The organism is Paramicrobacterium salitolerans, assembly GCF_051513965.1.
Lineage (GTDB): Bacteria > Actinomycetota > Actinomycetes > Actinomycetales > Microbacteriaceae > Paramicrobacterium.
The window spans coordinates 2,934,027-2,953,066 of the sequence record NZ_CP195847.1; the positions used below are offsets into that span (position 1 = coordinate 2,934,027).

The window sequence follows — 19,040 nt, forward strand, 5'->3', positions numbered from 1 at the left end:
CCGAAGACGATCGCCGCGGCTCCGAGAAGCGGCAGCAGCGCGTGGCCCAGCGGCATCCCTACATCTGCCCCTTAATGCGCCAGGCCACCTCTGAAGTGCCAGTCTGCACCCTCGGTCAAGGGCACTGCCCGGCCAGTCAACCGGCGAGCTCCGGCTCGGACGTACGGTGGAGGAACCACGACTCTACGGGGAGGACCCATGGACACGTTCGAGAGCCTTCTGGCTGAGATCACCGCCGCACCGGGAACGGGCCGCGACATCGTCAATCCGGCGACCGGCGAGGTCATCGGGCAGGCGCCCGTCCACTCGGTTTCAGACCTGGATGCCGCGGTCTCACGCGCCCGTGCCGCGCAGCCCGGGTGGGCTGCGCTCGGCCATGAGCGGCGCAGCGAACTCATGCTGCAGGCCGCCGACGCGATCGACGCCGCCGCGGAACCCCTTGCCCAGCTGCTCACCCGCGAGCAGGGCAAGCCCCTCAACGGGCCGAACGCCCGCTTCGAGGTCGGCGGTGCTTCGGGCTGGCTGCGTGCAGCGGCATCCACCCCCCTCGAACCTCAGACGGTCATCGACGACGGCGAGAACCACGCCGTGCTGCACTACCGCCCCATCGGCGTGGTCGGCGCGATCGGCCCCTGGAACTGGCCGATGATGATCTCCGTCTGGCAGATCGCCCCGGCGCTCCGCATGGGCAACACCGTCGTCGTGAAGCCAAGCGAATACACGCCGCTCAGCGTGCTCGCGCTCGTCGCCGTCATGAACCAGGTGCTGCCCGAGGGGGTCGTTCAGGTGATCAGCGGTGACCGCGAGGTCGGCGCACGTCTGTCGAGTCACCCCGAGATCGGCAAAGTCATGTTCACCGGATCGACGGCGACCGGCAAGGCGATCATCCGCAGCTCCGCCGACACGGTCAAGCGCCTCACGCTCGAGCTCGGCGGCAACGACGCAGGCATCGTGCTGCCCGACGTCGACCCGAAGGCGATCGCGGAGGATCTCTTCTGGGGTGCGTTCATCAACACCGGCCAGACGTGCGCAGCGCTCAAGCGCCTCTATGTGCACGACTCGGTCTACGACGAGGTGTGCGCCGCGCTGGCCGAGGTCGCCGCGAACGTGCCGATGGGGGTCGGCACCGACGAGAACAACGTTCTCGGGCCCCTGCAGAACAAGCAGCAGTTCGACATCGTGACGCGCCTTGTGGACGCCGCGAAGAATGCAGGCGGTCGCGTGCTGCTCGGTGGTGAGGCGGATGCCGATCAAGCCGGATACTTCTTCCCGACGACGCTCATCGCCGACGTCGACAACGACAACCCGCTCGTGCAGGAGGAGCAGTTCGGGCCGGCGCTGCCGATCGTCCGCTACTCCGACCTCGACGAGGCGCTCGCGATGGCGAACGGTCTCGATGTCGGCCTCGGCGCCTCCGTCTGGTCGAGCGACCGCGACAAGGCCCGCGACGTGGCCGCCCGCGTGCAGGCCGGCACCGTGTGGATCAACTCGCACGGCGGCATCCACCCGATGATTCCGTTCGGCGGGGTCAAGCAGTCCGGCTACGGCTTGGAGTTCGGTGTGGAGGGCCTCAAGGCACTCGGGGTTCCGCAGGTGATCAACGGCTGAGGCATCCCGCCCCGCCGGCCACCCGGACCCGCTGCGCCCACCACGCCCCGCCGGGGCCGGCACCGCACGCACGGCCGGCACCGCCCGCACCGGCACCACCCGCCGGAGTCCGCACGGTACCCACGCCCACCCGCGCCCGCACCGCCACCACAGTGAGGTCTGCGGTCATTAGAGCTTGCCGCGGCAGGCACTAATGACCGCAGACCTCACTCTCATGCACGCCAGCACTCTGGACTTAACGCACCCGCGAGATAAAATTGCACAAACGGATCATTTGCGACGGAGCACTGTCCGTGCCCGATTGGTGGTCAACGATGTCTCGCCCGAACCCAACCCCCTCCCCTCGTCCGCTCGGCTACACCGACTTCACGCAGGCGGTCTCCGAGTCCTTCGTCCCGCTGCGCGTCTCCACGCGCGACAGGCACGCGTTCCGCGGAACCCTGCAGGCCGCCGAGTGCGACAACGTGCACATCTCCCAGGTGGATGCCGGTCAGCACACGATCGAACGCACGCCCGAGCTCATCGCCCGCGGCGACACCCCCTACTTCAAGCTCAGCGTGCAGCTCCAGGGCGTCGCCCTTCTCGTTCAGGACGGCCGCGAAGCGCTGCTGCACCCCGGCGACATCGCGATCTACTCGACCGATGCGCCGTACTCCCTCGAGTTCGACCGCGACTTCAGCACGCTCGTCGTGATGTTCGATCATCACGCGCTCGGCATCGCGCCGGAGACGCTCCAGCAGCTGACCGCCGTGCGCATGGCAGGCGACGACCCGCTGACCGCGGTGATCGCGCCGTTCCTCATGGGGCTCTCCGACAACCTCGGGGTGCTGCGCGGCGCCGTCGGCGCACGGCTCGCACGCACCGCGGTCGACCTGACGACGACGCTGTACGCGAGTGAGCTCGGGCAGACGGCGTCATCGTCGCCGAAGGCCGCGCTGACGGCATCCATCATGCGGTACATCGACGAGCACCTCGGCCAGGCGACGCTCGACCCGCACACGATCGCGCGCGCCAACCACGTGTCGCTGCGCTACCTGCACGCGCTGTTTCAGGAGCAGGGCACGACAGTGTCGACGTGGGTGCGTCAGCGTCGCCTCGAGGCGTGCCGGCGTGATGTGACGGATCCGGCGCTCGCGGCGATGCCGGTCGCCGCGGTGGCAGCGCGATGGGGCTTCATCGATGCGGCGCACTTCAGCCGGGCGTTCAAAGCAGAGTACGGATGCCCGCCAAGCGCGATGCGCCGCAACGCTCTCGCCGCCGCATAGCGACGTCTCCCCCGAGCGCCCGCACGACGCAACACGGGGACCGCACGACGCAACACGGGACCGCGCGACGCAACACGGGAATAATCCGGAGTTCGACGACGCTGGCCTATGACGGCTGCGAAGCCTCGTCCCCATTCGATCGAAACTCTGAAGGAGATTGCCCATGTCAACATCCGTGCTCGTACTTCTCGGAAGCCTGCGCGCGGCGTCGACCAACCGCCAGCTCGCCGAAACACTCGTCGAGAGCGCACCCGACTCGGTCTCGGTGTCGATCTACGACGGGCTGGGCAGCCTTCCGCTCTACAACGAAGACACGGATGTCGAAGACGGCGTCTCCGCCGAGGTCACGAAGCTTCGCACGGCCATCGGCGAGGCCGACGCGGTGCTGGTCGTCACGCCCGCGCACAACGGAACCGTGCCCGCGGCCCTCAAGAACGCCATCGACTGGGCGTCGCGCCCGTTCGGGCGGTCAAGCCTCTCCGGCACCCCGGCCGCGGTCATCGGCACGTCGCTCGGTCAGAACGGCGGCTCCACCGCGCACGAGCACGCGCGCCAGGCGCTGAAGATCTCCGGCGCCACCGTGGTCGACGACGTCGTGCTGTCGATTCCCGGCTCGCTCACGCGCTTCGCCGAGACACACCCGCGCGAAGACGCCGAAGTGCTCGCGCAGCTTCGCGACGTGCTCGGCGAGCTGGTGGACGCGGCCTCGCAGACAATCGCGGCGTAACGTTCGCGTGAGAGCGGTCTGCGGTCATTAGAGTCTGCCGCGGCAAGCTCTAATGACCGCAGGTAGCTCTGTAACGGAACGAGGACGCGTCCGCACGGCGGCGGCGGCCTGCGCACAGTGCCAACCTGCGCGTTTGCTGGCGGGTCGCTCACATGCGGCATCCATTCGCGGTTATTCACAGCCGCGGCCACGACCCCAATCTTTGCCTGCCGGGCGTGGCACGGTCGTAGTCATGACGCGTTTGCCCCACGAGTTCACGGTTCCGCTGTCGACGCTGCTGGTGACGTCACGCCCTCTGCTCGGCGACGACGGCAGCCGGGCGATTCGGCGCCGCCACGAGCGGGGCGAGCTGCGGCGGCTCGGCCGCGGCGTGTACATCGAGCATGACCGGTGGCATGCGCTCGGCGATCGGCGGCGGCACATCGCGCTGATGCAGGCGGCGCAGGCGAGGCATCGGTCTCAGCTCGTCTTCACGCACGACTCCGCAGCCGCCGCGCTCGGCTACCCGGCGTACGGGTTCTATGGAGACACGGTGCATGTGGGGACGGAGTCTCCGCGGCATCCCACGCCTTCGCTCACCTGGCACAACACGACGCTTGACGATGACGACATCGTGGAGTGCGGCCCCTTTCTCATCACGTCCCCGGAACGCACGCTGCTCGACCTCGGGTGCTCGGCGACTTTCACGCGGGCGGTGGGCATGATGGATGCCGCGGTGCGGACGCGCCGCGACGACGACCCGTCGCGGTTTCCACCGCGCCTCGACCTCGAGCCCCTGCGCGAGCGTGCGAAAGCGCTGGGAAAACGCCCGGGGTCACGGCGCGCACGCATGGCGATGAACTTCGCCCGCGACGGAGCCGACAGTCTCGGTGAGTCGATCAGTCGGGCCCAGCAGTTTCTTCTCGGGTTTCCGGAGCCGACGCTGCAGTTCGCGGTTCACGACGACGAGGGCTTCGTCGGCGATGCGGACCAGGCGTGGCCGAAGTTTCAGCTGCTCGGCGAGTTCGACGGACACACGAAGTACACCCGCGCCGTGGACGCGAAGAGCCGGTCGATTGACGAGATCGTCTTCGCCGAGAAGGTGCGCGAAGACCGGATGCGCGCGACGGGGCCACGCATGGCGCGGTGGCTGTGGAACGACGCGCACGACGGTCGCCGCCTCGCGCAGATTCTCGAGAAGGCCGGGCTTCCTCGTCAGTCGAAGCCGCGCACGGACTGGGCGGGCATGGAGCCGCGCTGAGCGTGCTGCTCGCTGCCACCTGACGCTGGTCTGCCGTGCTGCCTGCTGCTGGTCTGCCGTGCTGCCTGCTGCTGGTCTGCCGTGCCGCCGCCCGGTTCCGCCTGTCGTCGTGCCGCGCCGTGTGACGCGCCTGCTGTCGCACCCCGTCGTCGCGCCGCATCGCGTCTCGCGCGGCGCATGCAATACGGGGGCCGCGCCAGGCATGAATGTGAGAGCGGTCTGCGGTCATTAGAGCCTGCCGCGGCAGGCTCTAATGACCGCAGGTAGCTCTGTCACGGAGTAAGGGCATCGAACGGAGCGAGGGCACCGGCCGGCAGGAGCGAGGGCACCGGTCAGCAGGAACGAGGGCACCAAACGGAGCGAGGGAACCAAACGGAGCGAGGGCACCGGCCGGCAGGAGCAACGGAGCGAGGGCACCGAACGGAACGAGGGCACCGGCCGGAAGACGCACGCCGACCCGAAGGTCAGCGCAAGGTCTCCCCCGCCAGACGCTCCACCGCGAGGCCCCGCTGGTAGTGCTCGAGCCAGTCGGCGTATCCGCGGACACCGGCCGGGTCGGGCTGCGCCGTCACCAGTTCGGTGTCCGTGAAGATCACGTCCGCCAAGTAGTCCGCAAGGGATGCCTCGGTCCGCCGCGCCGAGAACGCGGCGAGGATCGCCATGCCCCACGATCCGCCCTCGCCCGCCGAGTGGCTGACCGAGACCGGTGTGTCGAGGGCATCCGCGAGAACCTGCTGCGCCACCCCGGCCGTGCGGAAGATGCCGCCGTGGCCGAACAGCTGGTCGAGCCCCACCTTCTCCTCCTGCAGCAGCACCTGCATGCCCGAGGCCAGTGCCCCGAACGCGGCGTACAGGTGCGTTCGCATGAGGTTCGCGAGGGTGAAACGCGCCTCCTGGCTGCGCACGAACAGCGGCCGGCCGCTCGCGACGCCCGTCTGGTGTTCGCCCGACAGGTAGTTGTACGACAGCAGTCCGCCGGCGTCGGCATCCCCCTTCAACCCCTCGGTGTAGAGCAACCGGTACAGCTCGGTCTCGTCGATCTCGGTGCCGATGAGTCGCGCAAACTCCGTGAACATCTGCAGCCACCCATCGAGGTCGCCCGTGCAGTTGTTCGTGTGGATCATCGCGACCGGGTCGCCCGCGGGCGTGGTCACCAGGTCGATCTCCTCGCGCACACCCTGGAGGTCGTTCTCGAGCACGACCATCGCGAATGCGCTCGTGCCGGCGCTGACGTTGCCGGTGCGCGGCCGCACGCTGTTCGTCGCGACCATGCCCGTGCCGGCGTCGCCCTCCGGCGGAGCCATCACGGCGCCGGGCTGCAGCGCGCCCGTCGGGTCGAGCAGCGCCGCACCCTCGGCGGTGAGCTCACCCGCATCCTGACCCGCAGAGAGAACCTGGGGAAGGATGCCGTCAAGCGACCACGGCGCCTCGGCGACGGCGTCGAGCGCGGCGAACGCGTCGAGCTTCGCCCGGTCGTAGTCGCCCGTGCTCGCGTCGATCGGGAACATGCCGCTCGCGTCGCCGACCCCGAGGACGCGGCGTCCGCTGAGCTTCCAGTGGACGTAGCCGGCGAGGGTCGTCAGATGGTCGATGCGCGACACGTGGTCTTCGCCGTTCAGCACCGCGTGGAGCAGATGCGAGACGCTCCACCGCAGCGGAATGTTCTGCCCCAGCGCCTCCGTGAGCTGCGCCGCGGCCTCCGTCGTGTACGTGTTGCGCCACGTGCGGAAGGGCGCGAGCAGCTCGCCGTCGCTGTCGAACGCGAGGTAGCCGTGCATCATCGCCGAAACGCCGAGACCCGCGACGCGCGTGAGCTCGGTGCTCCACCGCGCACGCACGTCTGCCGCGAGGTCCGCGACGCAGGCGGCGAGGCCGCTCCAGACGGCATCCATCGAATACGTCCAGTTGTCATCGACGAGTTCGTTCTCCCATGTGTGGGAGCCCGAACCGAGCAGCCTACCCGCCTCATCGATGAGCGTGGCCTTGATGCGCGTCGATCCGAGCTCGATGCCGAGGCTCGCGCGCCCCGCGGCGATGACCTCCGCCGACGTCTCAGAAGTCGCCATGATTGATGTCCTTTCATCTTCGCGCCCGGGCGGGAGTCACCCGCCCGGACGCGTCTCGACGGTTCGCGCTCGCCAAAGCGAAACCGCCCAGCTGGTTCGGTCAGAGGCCCTGCGCCATGCGGTAGTACACCTGACCAAGTTTGAGCTCCTGCGCGAAGCCGCGAACGGTGGTGCCCTCGCCGATCTCCGCGAGCTCGATGCCCGCGATCTCGGCGAAGTCCTCGAACACCTCGAGGTGCAGGGCGGTGGTCATGACCGTGTGGTGCGCGGCGCCGGCGGTGAGCCAGCAGGATGCCGAGGTGGCGAAGTCCGGCTCCGGCTCCCACACCGCGCAGGCGACGGGCAGCTTCGGCAGGTCTTCGTCGGGCTCGACGACGGTGACCGGGTTGGCGACGAGGCGGAAGCGCTCACGCATGTCCGACATGGCGACGACGATGCCCTCCCCGGGATCGGCGGTGAAGCGCAGACGCACAGGATCTTCGCGGTCGCCGATGCCGAGCGGGTGGATCTCGAGGCTCGGCGTGCTCGTCGTGAGCGAGGGGCAGACCTCAAGCATGTGCGCACCGAGAATCTTCTCCTTGCCGGGCGTCAGCTCGTACGTGTAGTCCTCCATGAGCGAGGCGCCGCCGGGCAGACCATAGCCCATGACTTTCGCGAGGCGCACCAGAATCGCGGTCTTCCAGTCGCCCTCCGCGCCGAAGCCGTAGCCGTCGGCCATCAGTCGCTGCACCGCGAGGCCGGGCAACTGGCGCAGTCCGCCGAGGTCTTCGAAGTTCGTCGTGAAGGCCCCGAAGCCGCCCTCTTCGAGGAACGACCGCAGACCGAGCTCCTGCCGGGCGCCGTAGCGCAGTGACTCGCGGCGGTCGCCACCCGGCTGCAGCTCCGGCGCCACGTCATACAGCTCGTCGTACTCGGCGACGAGCGTGTCGACGGCATCCTCGCTCACGGCATCGACAGCGGCGACGAGGTCGTTCACGCCCCACGTGTTCACCGAGACGCCGAGCCGCAGCTCCGCCTCGGTCTTGTCGCCCTCGGTGACGGCGACGTTCCGCATGTTGTCGCCGAAGCGCGCGAGCTTCAGCTCGTGAAGCTCCGCCCACCCGGTGGCGGCGCGCGCCCAGCGGCCGACCCGCTCGCGCACAGCGTCGCTCGAGGCGTGTCCGACCACCGTTGTGCGGGCGACGCCGAGCCGCGTGGCGATGTATCCGAACTCGCGGTCGCCGTGCGCCGCCTGGTTCAGGTTCATGAAGTCCATGTCGATGGTGCTCCACGGCAGCTCGACGTTGGCCTGCGTGTGCAGGTGCAGGAGCGGCTTCTGCAGCGCGTCGAGGCCGAGAATCCACATCTTCGCGGGCGAGAAGGTGTGCATCCACACGATCACGCCGACGCACGCGTCGGTCGCGTTGGCCTCGAGTGCGGTGCGCTTGATGGCGTCCCGGTCGGTCAGAACGGGCTTCCAGACGACCTTGACGGGGATTCCGTCGGCATCATCCAGCAGCGAAGCGACCTGCTGCGACTGCTCGGCGACCTGGTCGAGGGTCTCGGGTCCGTAGAGTCCCTGGCTTCCGGTGAGAAACCAGATCTCTCGTGATTCGAAGGGGTTCTGCATTGCTCATGCCTCCTTTGGCGATGTGGCTGATGTGAGTGGTGTTGGGTGAGATGTGTGGGGTCTGGTGATCATCTATCGGATGCCGCGTCGGCGTCGCTCGCGGAGCCGCCGCGCTGACCGTAGACGTTCTGGTAGCGGTCGAACAGCGCGTCGACGGTCTCGGACGGAATCGCGATCGGTTCGCCGAGCTGTTTCGCAATGTGCACGGTGCGTGCGACCTCTTCGCACATGACGGCGGCCTTGACGGCATCCTTCGCGTCTTTGCCGATGGTGAACGGGCCGTGGTTCTGCATCAGCACGGCGCGCGACCGCGAGTTCTGCAGGGTCTCGACGATGCCGCGTCCGATCGAGTCGTCGCCGATGATCGCGAACGGTCCGACGGGGATGGGGCCGCCGAACTCGTCGCCCATCATGGTGAGCACGCACGGGATCTCCTCGCCGCGCGCCGCCCACGCTGTGGCGTAGGTGGAGTGCGTGTGGACCACGCCGCCGACCTCGGTCATGTTGCGGTACACGTACGCGTGCGCCGCTGTGTCGGAGGAGGGCGTCAGGCTGTCGGGAGTGCCGTCGACGATCTTCTCGCCGTCGAGCGTGCACACCACCATGGCCTCGGGCGCGAGCTCGTCATATGAGACGCCCGACGGCTTGATGACGAACAGGTCGGCTCCGGGCACGCGCTCCGACACGTTGCCGGCTGTCCAGACGACGAGCTGATTGCGCGGAAGCTCCGCGTGCAGGTCGCTGACTCGCTGGCGCGTGCGGGCCACGGCATCCTGAATCTCCTGTGGCAGCTGACTGAGAACGGTGGTCATCTCATGACTCCTTCGTGTGCGATGACGGGGTTGAAACGGTGGATGCCGCCTGGCCGGCGACCGAAAGCTGACGTGTCTCCGTGCGCTCGATCTCCTCGAGGCTGCGCCCGCGCGTCTCGGGAACGCGCGTGCGGATGAACACGACTCCGAGCAGGCAGATCACGCCGAAGATCGCGAACACGGCCTGCTGCGGCATGGCGGCGGTCATGATCGGGAAGAGGAGACCGACGAGGAACGAGCCGATCCAGTTGAACGAGGACGCCAGTCCCGACGCGCGGCCGCGGATCGACAGCGGGAAGATCTCGCCGACGAGCACCCACGTGAGCGGCGCCCATGTGAACGAGTAGAACGCGACGTAGATGCTCAGGAAGACCACGATCAGCATGGGGTTGGTCGCGGGGTTGATCCAGTTGATGACCGCGGGGAGCAGGAACGAGATGCCCATGACCGCACCGCCGACCGTGAGGAGCGTGCGTCGGTTGAACCGGTCAGCGATCGCCATGAAGAGCAGCGAGCCGAGCACGAGGATGACGCCCTGGATGATCGGCCACATGAGCGCGTTGCTCGCGGCGGCGCCACTGGCCTCCTCGACGATCAGCGGGATGTAGTAGAAGATCGCGTTCGCACCCTGGAACTGCTGGAACGCCGCGACGCCCACCCCGGCGATGACGAGGTAGCGATACTTTCCGCTGAACACCGTCGCCCACGAGGTGCGGGCGTTCGCCTTCTCCTCCTGCGCAGCGGTCTCAGTGATCTGCTGCAGTTCGGACTCGACGGAGTCGGCCGGGCGGATGAGAGTGAGCACGTGGCGGGCGTGGTCGAGGTGGCCGGTGCGCACGAGGAAGCGCGGCGACTCCGGCAGACGGAGGACACCGATGAACAGCACGAGCGCAGGGACGGCGGCCATCGCGAGCATCATGCGCCAGGGCCACGGGTCGGGGAGATCCTTCAGGAGGAAGTCGACGATGTACGACAGGAGCATGCCGGAGACGATCATCGTCTGGTTGAGCCCGGAGAGCCGGCCGCGCAGGCGAGCCGGAGCCATCTCGGACATGTAGGCAGGGACAAGAGCGGATGCCGCGCCCACGGCGAGCCCGAGACCGGTCCGCACGATCACGAGGTACACCGTTCCGTCATGCGGAACGACTCCCGAGAGGATGGAGCCCACCACGAAGATGACGGCCGCGATCAGAATCGTCTTGCGTCGGCCGATGCGGTCGGCGACCTGCCCGGAGAGCGCGCCGCCGAAGATGGCGCCGAGCATGACGGATGAGGTGATCCACCCGATCGCGGCTGCATCTCCGTGCAGATTCCAGTCGTTCTGGAGGAACGGGAGGGCACCGGTCATCACGCCGATGTCGTATCCGAAGAGGATGCCTCCGAACGCGCCGAAGAAGTAGATGAATCGCGCGGGAATCTTCTTGTACTGCATTGAACCTTCCTGCAGAGCGTCGTCGGTCTGTTGTGTGGCCGGCCAGCGCCCTGGTCGTCATTGACTACGAAGCGGTGTGGTGCGAGGTAGTCACCGTATGCGGCTCGAGAGCGCTCCGTCGTGTGGGCGGATGTGCTCATGAGCAATGTTAGCGTTAACATAAATCACAACGCCAGAGCCTGCAAAACGTCCGTTCGCCTCACGATCTCGTCTGGCGAAGCGACGGTGCGCGGGCGCTTTCAGGGGGCGGCTTCGCGCGGTGGGAGGGCCGCGCGAAGCGGTAGAGTCGGTTCGGGTCTTCCGGGTTCGACGACCGGAGCGGCCGCATGAGATCGACACCGAGGAGGCCCGTGGGCTCCGCAAAACGACCACCGGGGATGATGGACGTCGCGCGTCGCGCGGGAGTCTCGCACCAGACCGTGTCGCGCGTGCTGAACGGCACTGACCCTGTTCGGCCCGAGACGCGTGAGCGGGTTCTCGAGGCGATCGAGGAGCTCGGCTACCGACGCAACATGAGCGCTCGTGCCCTGGTCACAAGCCGAAGCCGCCTCATCGGCGTGATCGTCGCCGACAGCGAGTACTCCGGGCCGAACCTGGCCTCGACCGCGATTCAGACGGCGGCGCGCGAACGCGGGTACGCCACGGTGATCGCCGCAATCCGAGACACGGGGCACCGAGAGGTGTCGCAGGTGACGGGGATGCTTCTCGACCACGCCGTCGAGGGAATCATCGTGATCGCCCCGCAGCCGCCCCTCGTCGAGGAGCTCTCGGAGATCGGTCGGCGTGTGCCGGTCGTCGTGATCGCCGACGGTGTCGAAGTGACCGACGGAATGCACCCGGTCTCGGTCGACCAGCACCGCGGCGCCCGATTCGCGACGGAACACCTCATCGAACTGGGGCACCAGCGCATCGCCCACGTCGGCGGCCCGTCGAGCTGGTTCGATGCCCGCGAGCGCGAGACGGGCTGGCGAGAGACGCTTACGGCGGAGGGGCTCACACCTCCGGACGTCATCCGCGGGGACTGGAGTTCCGAGTCCGGCTATGCTGCCGGCATCCGCCTGGTCGACGAGGGTCTGCCGGACGCTGTCTTCTGCGCGAACGACTACATGGCGCTCGGACTGCTCGCGGCGTTCTCGGAGCGCGGTGTCGCTGTGCCCGACGAGGTCTCTGTCGTCGGGTTCGACGACATCACCGGTTCGGCACACTTCCAACCCGCGCTGACGACGGTGCGGCAGCCCTTCCACACTCTCGGCGAGACGAGCGTGGGAATGCTGCTGGACGCCATCGCGGAGTCACCGGTGATCCCGCGGCGCATCTCGCCGATGCTCGAGGTCCGCGCATCGACGGCGCCGCGCCGCTGAGGCCTCACGCGCACCAGCGTCAGCACCGCACGAGATGGCGAAAGGATGCCGGTCACTCACCGTGCCGCGGCGTCGCCTCCATGACTCGCACACGACACCGAGGAGACGAGATCACCCGCCGTGCCTTCCAGCGCCTCTCGCACCAGTCGGTAGTAGGACCACGTTCCGCGTTTCGTGCGGGTGAGAAACCCCGCCTCGGTAAGCACCCTGAGGTGGTGCGACACCGTCGGCTGACTGAGGCCGACGGGGTCAGTCAGATCGCATACGCATGCTTCTGCGGCCTCGCTTGCGGCGACGATCGACAGCAGCTTCAGTCTCGTCGGGTCAGCGAGCGCCTTCAGCTGACGCGCAAGGCGCTCGGCGTCACCATCGACCAGCGGCGTCACCGCCTGTGAGACACAGCACTGCTGACCGCCTGTCTCGTCTGTCTCGAGCACCTTCTCCATACATCGAAGATAATCGATATTGACAGAGAGCGATAGACGGATGCAGACTAAACATCGACACTTATCGATGTAAGGGGCGAATCTGGATGTCAACGCTGCTCGATCTCACGCCGCGCGCCGTCGAGTCTGACCGGTTGGCGACACTTCCCGTGGCCGTGATCGGAGCGGGACCGATCGGCTTGGCGATGGCAGCGCATCTCATCGAGCGCGGGATCGACGTGACCGTCTTCGAAGCGGGCGACACCGCGGCTGCAGCGATCCGTCGATGGGGACACACGCGGCTGTTCTCCCCGCGGCGATACCTCATCGACTCGGCATCCCGCCGTTTTCTGGAATCGACGGACTGGACGCCTCCTTCCGAGCGTCGCACACCGACAGGTCACGAACTCATCGATGACTATGTCGCCCCGCTCGCCGCTCACCCGGACGTCGCTCCGCACATTCGCTATGGCACGCGCGTCGTGGCGGTCTCCCGTGAGGGGATGGATCGCACGCGCACGACCGGCCGCGAGAAGACCCCGTTCCTGCTGCGTCTCCAACACCGGGACGGACACGTGGGAGATGTCAGCGCCCGGGCCGTCGTCGACGCCTCAGGGACGTACTCGACACCGAACCCGCTCGGCTCTGCCGGCCTGAGCCCCCTCGGCGCAGACGCCGTCGCGGGGAAGATCCTCCATGCCCTCCCCGACGTGCTCGGGGCCGAGAAGTCCGAGTTCGCGGGCCGACACACGGTCGTGGTCGGCGCCGGGCACTCAGCGGCGAACACGTTGATCGCACTCGGCACGCTCGCCCGTGAAGCCCCAGGGACCCGCGTCACCTGGCTCATCCGAAATCCATCAGCGATTCGCGTATCGTCCTCACCAGACGACGAACTGCCCAATCGGGCTGCGCTCGGGAGCCGCGTCGACCGTCTCGTCGCCTCGGGAGTCGTCACTCAGATCGACTCATTCGAGATCACGCGCCTTGAACCGACGGGCGACGGCATCCGTCTCATCGGCGCGAAGGATGGCGAGATCCAGACCCTCGATGCCGACCGCGTCGTGAACGCGACCGGATTCCGACCTGATCTCGATATGCTCCGTGCGGTGCGGCTGAGCTTGGACGACATCGTCGAGGCACCGGCGAAGCTAGCCCCGCTCATCGACCCGAACCTTCACTCGTGCGGCACCGTCTCCCCTCACGGGTTCCAGGAGCTCTCCCACCCGGACCCCGGATTCTTCATCGTCGGCATGAAATCATACGGGCGCGCGCCGACGTTCCTGCTCGCAACGGGATACGAGCAGGTGCGCTCGATCGCGGCATGGCTCGACGGCGACATGGGAGCCGCTGTGAACGTCGAGCTGTCTCTGCCCGCGACAGGGGTGTGCTCGACAGATATCGGCGGCAGCGGATGCTGTTGAGTGACGAGACGCGGAGATGATGATGACCCACACACCGACCGTTCTGTTCGTGTGCATCCATAACGCGGGCAGGTCGCAGATGGCAGCAGGATTTCTGCACCATCTCGCTGGCGATCGCGTCGCCGTACGATCTGCGGGCTCTGCACCCGGCACCCAGGTGAACCCGGTCGCTGTCGAGGCGATGCGTGAGGTAGGGATCGACATCTCTCACGGCATCCCCTCGCTTCTCACAATGGATGCTGTGCAGGAGGCCGACGTCGTCGTCACGATGGGATGCGGCGATGCTTGCCCGATCTTCCCGGGCAAGCGCTACGAAGACTGGGAGCTCGACGACCCCGCTGGTCAAAGGATCGATGCTGTGCGACCGATTCGAGACGAGATTCGTCGCCGAGTCGAAACGCTGCTCGCCGAACTGGCACAGTAACTTCGTCGGGCAACGAGCAGGCCCACCGCAGGAGGCGTCAGAAGCCGTCGATCACGATCTTCGTCATCGACATCAGGTGCTCGTACGCGTTCGGCCGCTGCATCAGCTCACCCATCTGCTCGGGAACGATCTGCCAGCTGACACCGTAGCGATCGGCGAGCCAGCCGCACTGTTCCGCCTCTGGAACCGCACTGAGTGCCGTCCAGAGCCGATCGATCTCCGCCTGGTCACGGCATAGCACCTCGAGTGAGACGCCACAGGTGAACGTGACGCCCTGCTCGACGCCGGAGTCCATCACGGCGAACCACTGGTCTCCGATGCGGAACTCCCCGAATGCGAGGGCCTCCGCAGTCGCTGGGCCGGTGGGCGTGCCGTAGGGGAATCTGTTGCCCGCCGCGGCATCCTCGAACACCGACGTATAGAAGTCGATCGCTTCGCTTCCGCGATTCTGCACGGGCCCGGCGAACATGAGCGAGGGAATGATGAACGGCCGCGGCTCTCCGTCTGGGTCGGTCAGCATGAGCTGCCAGCTCACGCCGAAACGGTCTTCGACCCAGCCGTACCGTCTGCTGAACGGGTACTCGCCGAGCGGCATCAGCTCTCGACCACCTGTCGTCAGGGCACCCCAGATCGCATCGAGCCGGCTGCGAGCGGCCTCCTCGTCTCGATCGAACAGGAGCGGGTCGACGTTCACGATGAACGACAGCGATGAGTTCGGGCGGAACTCGTCACCCGCGTTGATGAGCGTGACGCGCTGCCCTTCGATCTCAACGGCGGCGGTGAGCACGGCACCGGCCATGCCCTGCTGAAACTCCGCGAGTCCTTCGGTTGGGTAGCGCGACTCGATGTACGACGTGGCCCCCGGAAACGCCGAGGCGTAGAAGGCTGCGGCTTCCTCAGCGGTGCCGTCGCACCACACGTTCGGGACGATCTTCTGCATGGCTCCTCCTGAAAGGGCAGCGAACAGGCGCCGATGCCTGCTTCTCATTCATTATGCGCGCACGTCCCGACGTCCACGGGAGATGAAGGGATGAGCAGAAGCGAGAAACTTGAGAATAACCGGCAGACAATGCACCAAATGAGCTACGCGTCCGCTACGCAAACCTCACCAAACCGACGCGTCCTCCCGAAATCTGATCCCCAAGACCAAGAATATGCGTACGAGCGTTTGAAGAGTCGGGTTGGCCTCTCCTCCACTCAGTGATCGTCCTCTCTCAAGCGCACTGTAGGTACCAATCGACACTTGCGCCTGAGCTGCAACTTCTTCCTGCGAGAGCCCCAGCTCCTTACGACGCTGCTTCACAAGCCCGGCTACCCACTTGGTCGTAAGTGACTGAATGCGCGCGCTCAATATACATCCGATCTCTACATCAGAATCTGCATGCATGCATCTTCACAATCCATATCAGTATTGCGACCATTAATATATTGCATGGACATTACATTTCTCAGAACTTTACGCTAGCAGTGTGCTGATTCAGAACGACAGGAGGCCAAAATGACTATTAAGCGGAAACTTTCGACACTCTTGCTTGCACTCGGATTATCGGTGGCTGGGATTGGAGTTGCGTCACCTGCTTATGCGTTAGGCGGCCCAATGCCCTCCGGTTGCAGCCTCTCAGCCGCAGCCCCGACGCTGAGCGGAGCAAAGATCAAATTCGGCGCTAGTGGACACTGCACCAGTAATCGCGTCAAGGGATTCGCTGCTTACCTGATGCACTACTGGTCCTGGCTACCAGATGCCCGAGTCGTTACCGACGAAGACTATAGCGGCCCATCCTACTCAGGTGGCGGCAAAGTCTGCGATAACGGTGGAACCGATGAATATTACACCCAGGCACGCTTCTACCAGAGCGCCAGTTATGGAGGCGACACTTACAAGAACAGTGCACGTAGGACCCTCACCCACTGCTGAATGAACAGTATTGCTCAGTCGTGAACCGTTCAGCGATACTCGAAGCGCGAGGTCTGTCGATCCGTCGGGGCCGACAACTCATCTACGATGACATCACATTCGATCTCCACGAAGGCGTGACGGCCTTGCTCGGCCCGAACGGTGCCGGCAAATCAACTCTTCTCGATGCCCTGTCCTCACCGCAACGCGTTGGACGCGGTTATGTGGCACTCGACGGTGAGGCGCTCATGTCCGACGACTCATATCGACGCTATAAATCTCGAACTGGTCATATGCCGCAGGACTGGCGCTTTTTTCGCGGATTCACAGCGCAAGAGAGCGTTGAGTACGTGGCATGGCTGAAGGCTGTGCCACGTACTCAATTGCGAGCAGCTGCGCGGCATGCTTTGGCATCAGTTGACTTGAGCGAGCAGTCAAGGACGCTCGTGCGCCGTCTCTCCGGAGGAATGCAACAACGCGTCGGCCTTGCCGAAGCCCTCGTCAACAATCCACGACTTGCTCTCCTTGACGAACCGACGGTTGGGCTGGACCCAGCGCAACGTGCTCACTTTCGAGATGTTCTCATCTCTCGCAAATCTGGCCGAGCAATCGTGCTCAGCACACACCTCACTGACGATGTTCAGGCAATGGCAGACCGCGTTCTTGTTGTCGACCACGGGCATATCGTTTTCGACGGAATCCCTGCTGATCTGGCTGCCCAGTCGCCGGACCCTCATGCACGCTCACTTGAGAACGGTTACTTATCCGTCATCTCCCATGCTTCGCCTGGACGGAGCAGCTGAAATGCGCGCCTTTCTTTCGCTGACGCGACATTCGTCAACTCTTATGCTCGGCGCCGTAATCGCAGTTCTCGGCGTCGCCGGTTCACTGTCAGCTCACCGTGACGGACTAAACCTCTGGCCAGACCTCGTCACTGGGCTGTCGCAGACTTCTGTTTACACGGGAGTATTGGCCGCTGGATTCTGCGCTTGGGAAGCCGGGAGATGGCAACATGCGGTCTCAGAGCGCCTCAAGGGTGCAGTGCGAATGCCGGTGTTCGAGCGCATGTCTCACGCAACTGCAATGATCACTCCGGTCTTGGTCGGCTATGGCTTGGCTCTTGTTACGCTCACCATTTACGCGAAGGTGACGGGCACCTACGGCTCACCTCCCGCGGCTTGGCTGACAGCACTTGCAAGCGCAATCGTGCTTGCTTCAGCTTTCGGCTATGCCGTCGGAACGCTGGCGGGTTCACGTTGGTACACGCCTCCATTGGGCGCAGTGCTCTTCTTCGGATTCTACGTTGCGTTGCGCATCGCGCCCGTGCCCTATGGAGTCGTTTCGCTCTACCCAGTGATCCTCAACGTTGACAGCGTGTTTGTTCGCCACATCAGTCTCACGATGTGGGGCCAAACAGCCGTTTTCATATCGGTGGCACTCCTGCTTCTCCTCCTTGCTGGCGGAGGATGGCGCCCGGGCACTGCACTGCGCTTCGGAAGCACCGTTGCAGTCCTATTCGTCTCGGCCTTGGCGGGAGCGGGAGCAGTACTCGCAACAAACGGACAGTATGTGACCGGCCACAACAGTCGCGACTTCGTCTGCAACGACTCTAGCCCCAGCATCTGCTTGAACAGAGGCTATGCCGCGGCAATGCCGGATCTGAGTTCAGCCATGAAACGCCTCAATGCCAAGGTCGCCGGAACTCCACTCGAGGCAACGCTCATCGAGCAGAACGTTGAAGGAGTGGGTGATGCCCCAAGCCCCCAGGCACGGAGTATCTACATTGAGGAAATCAACCGTTTCGGCATTACATTTGCTGTTTCGCGATACGTGACGAAGTATGGCGGTGCATCCTCGTGTGAGGTGAACGAAGACGTCGAGAACTATCTGTCTGTCAGCATCGTGGACGCTTGGCTCTCCGGATATGACGAACTCGGAATCGGAGATTTTCCAAAGAACGTTCCCGGAGCGGTTGAGTATCGTGCGTTCATGAGCCTCAACGACGCCGATGCTCACGAATGGCTTCGCGCACACGAAGACGAGTATTTCAGCTGCGAACTGTCGCTCAGCGACTTTCCCACATGACCAGCGTGCTGTTCTTTCGCGCTCGCCGCTGGGTTCCCGCGAGCATTGTCATCTTCATAACAGCCGTGCTCGTCGTCCTCTGCGGCCCTCTTAACTACACTCTGAATCCGCGCTCCGGGTACCTCGTGGGGGTAGCAGCGCAACTACCAATACTTCCCGCCGTCACAATTCAAGCGACGGTTACGTCACGCGCACTTCGCGCTAAAGAAGGCACGAGCGCTCGAAAACTAACCAACTGGCGGCTAGCCCATATCGTATGTCTCACTGCTCTCGCGGCGTTGTCGCTCGGTCTCGCCGCGATACCACTGACGGCATCTGCGCTAACAGGTCCAGCCGACCAAGGCGCAGTCGCGATTGTTCGCAACCTCATTGCACTGACTGGCGCGGCCTTGCTTGGAGCCACATTCCTCGGCCCAAACCTTGCTTGGGTTTTTCCCCTCACATGGACAATTCTCCCCTTCGTCTTTCTGCCTGGTTCACCGTCAGGACTGACTGCGATTGTCACTCTCGTCGCGCAGCCTGATTCGTCATATGCGCCTTCTGTCTTCGCCATCGTGTTGTGGAGCGTCGGGCTGGCTCTTCAAGGAACCAGCAAAACTCTTCACGACTTCATCAAGAACGTGCCCTGACTCGCATAAGAAGGGGATGCCGTCGGCACGCTGGCCGACGGC

General features: G+C 65.3%; 17 protein-coding genes. 10 read left to right on the top strand and 7 right to left on the bottom strand.

The window, feature by feature from the left end:
* Window positions 1–198: 198 nt before the first annotated feature.
* The 4 genes from ACSAGD_RS14140 (at window position 199) to ACSAGD_RS14155 (ending at window position 4,840) form a co-directional block, all read left to right on the top strand.
* A complete protein-coding gene (locus ACSAGD_RS14140) occupies window positions 199–1,608 on the top strand; it encodes an aldehyde dehydrogenase family protein (protein ID WP_437583411.1) in 1,410 nt (469 codons plus the stop codon).
* 314 nt (window positions 1,609–1,922) lie between these two features.
* Entirely contained in the window at window positions 1,923–2,873 is a 951-nt protein-coding gene (locus ACSAGD_RS14145) for a helix-turn-helix domain-containing protein (protein ID WP_437583413.1), read from the top strand.
* 163 nt (window positions 2,874–3,036) lie between these two features.
* The gene (locus ACSAGD_RS14150; protein ID WP_437583414.1) at window positions 3,037–3,600 is read left to right on the top strand and encodes an NAD(P)H-dependent oxidoreductase; all 564 of its coding nucleotides are present in this window, start codon (window positions 3,037–3,039) and stop codon (window positions 3,598–3,600) included.
* A gap of 232 nt (window positions 3,601–3,832) precedes the next feature.
* Entirely contained in the window at window positions 3,833–4,840 is a 1,008-nt protein-coding gene (locus tag ACSAGD_RS14155) for a hypothetical protein (RefSeq protein WP_437583415.1), read from the top strand.
* Between the two features lie 464 nt (window positions 4,841–5,304).
* On the opposite strand, the gene ACSAGD_RS14160 is transcribed toward ACSAGD_RS14155, so the two are convergent.
* The 4 genes from ACSAGD_RS14160 to ACSAGD_RS14175 form a co-directional block, all read right to left on the bottom strand.
* Window positions 5,305–6,906, bottom strand: coding sequence for a xylulokinase (locus ACSAGD_RS14160; protein ID WP_437583416.1), 1,602 nt, complete (start codon window positions 6,904–6,906; stop codon window positions 5,305–5,307).
* Window positions 6,907–7,006: 100 nt separating this feature from the next.
* Window positions 7,007–8,515, bottom strand: a complete 1,509-nt coding sequence (araA, locus tag ACSAGD_RS14165) for an L-arabinose isomerase (protein ID WP_437583417.1) — start codon at window positions 8,513–8,515, stop codon at window positions 7,007–7,009.
* A 68-nt stretch (window positions 8,516–8,583) separates the two neighbouring features.
* A complete protein-coding gene (locus ACSAGD_RS14170) occupies window positions 8,584–9,327 on the bottom strand; it encodes an L-ribulose-5-phosphate 4-epimerase (RefSeq protein ID WP_437583418.1) in 744 nt (247 codons plus the stop codon).
* A gap of 1 nt (window position 9,328) precedes the next feature.
* A complete protein-coding gene (locus ACSAGD_RS14175; protein WP_437583419.1) occupies window positions 9,329–10,759 on the bottom strand; it encodes a sugar porter family MFS transporter in 1,431 nt (476 codons plus the stop codon).
* A gap of 350 nt (window positions 10,760–11,109) precedes the next feature.
* Here ACSAGD_RS14175 and ACSAGD_RS14180 point away from each other — a divergent pair, with 350 nt between their 5' ends.
* Complete coding sequence (locus ACSAGD_RS14180) at window positions 11,110–12,120, top strand: LacI family DNA-binding transcriptional regulator (RefSeq protein WP_437583420.1); 1,011 nt, start codon at window positions 11,110–11,112, stop codon at window positions 12,118–12,120.
* Between the two features lie 56 nt (window positions 12,121–12,176).
* Here the strand turns inward: ACSAGD_RS14180 and ACSAGD_RS14185 are convergent, their stop codons facing one another.
* Window positions 12,177–12,566 carry an ArsR/SmtB family transcription factor gene (locus ACSAGD_RS14185; RefSeq protein WP_437583421.1) on the bottom strand — a complete coding sequence of 130 codons (390 nt, stop codon included), beginning with the start codon at window positions 12,564–12,566 and terminating at the stop codon, window positions 12,177–12,179.
* An 86-nt stretch (window positions 12,567–12,652) separates the two neighbouring features.
* Here ACSAGD_RS14185 and ACSAGD_RS14190 point away from each other — a divergent pair, with 86 nt between their 5' ends.
* Window positions 12,653–13,966 (top strand): FAD-dependent oxidoreductase, encoded by a 1,314-nt coding sequence (locus ACSAGD_RS14190; protein WP_437583422.1) that lies wholly within the window; start codon window positions 12,653–12,655, stop codon window positions 13,964–13,966.
* A 22-nt stretch (window positions 13,967–13,988) separates the two neighbouring features.
* On the top strand, window positions 13,989–14,390 hold the full coding sequence (locus tag ACSAGD_RS14195) for an arsenate reductase ArsC (RefSeq protein ID WP_437583423.1): 402 nt from the start codon (window positions 13,989–13,991) through the stop codon (window positions 14,388–14,390).
* 37 nt (window positions 14,391–14,427) lie between these two features.
* Here ACSAGD_RS14195 and ACSAGD_RS14200 read toward each other — a convergent pair whose 3' ends face one another.
* Window positions 14,428–15,330, bottom strand: coding sequence for a VOC family protein (locus ACSAGD_RS14200; RefSeq protein WP_437583424.1), 903 nt, complete (start codon window positions 15,328–15,330; stop codon window positions 14,428–14,430).
* A 165-nt stretch (window positions 15,331–15,495) separates the two neighbouring features.
* On the bottom strand, window positions 15,496–15,777 hold the full coding sequence (locus ACSAGD_RS14205) for a helix-turn-helix transcriptional regulator (protein ID WP_437583425.1): 282 nt from the start codon (window positions 15,775–15,777) through the stop codon (window positions 15,496–15,498).
* Between the two features lie 548 nt (window positions 15,778–16,325).
* Here ACSAGD_RS14205 and ACSAGD_RS14210 point away from each other — a divergent pair.
* From ACSAGD_RS14210 to ACSAGD_RS14220, 3 genes are all read left to right on the top strand, one after another.
* Window positions 16,326–17,087 (top strand): ABC transporter ATP-binding protein, encoded by a 762-nt coding sequence (locus tag ACSAGD_RS14210; RefSeq protein WP_437583426.1) that lies wholly within the window; start codon window positions 16,326–16,328, stop codon window positions 17,085–17,087.
* 244 nt (window positions 17,088–17,331) lie between these two features.
* Window positions 17,332–18,369 (top strand): hypothetical protein, encoded by a 1,038-nt coding sequence (locus tag ACSAGD_RS14215; RefSeq protein ID WP_437583427.1) that lies wholly within the window; start codon window positions 17,332–17,334, stop codon window positions 18,367–18,369.
* The gene (locus ACSAGD_RS14220; protein ID WP_437583428.1) at window positions 18,366–18,998 is read left to right on the top strand and encodes a hypothetical protein; all 633 of its coding nucleotides are present in this window, start codon (window positions 18,366–18,368) and stop codon (window positions 18,996–18,998) included. The genes ACSAGD_RS14215 and ACSAGD_RS14220 overlap by 4 nt, the downstream gene beginning before the upstream one ends.
* Window positions 18,999–19,040 lie beyond the last annotated feature (42 nt).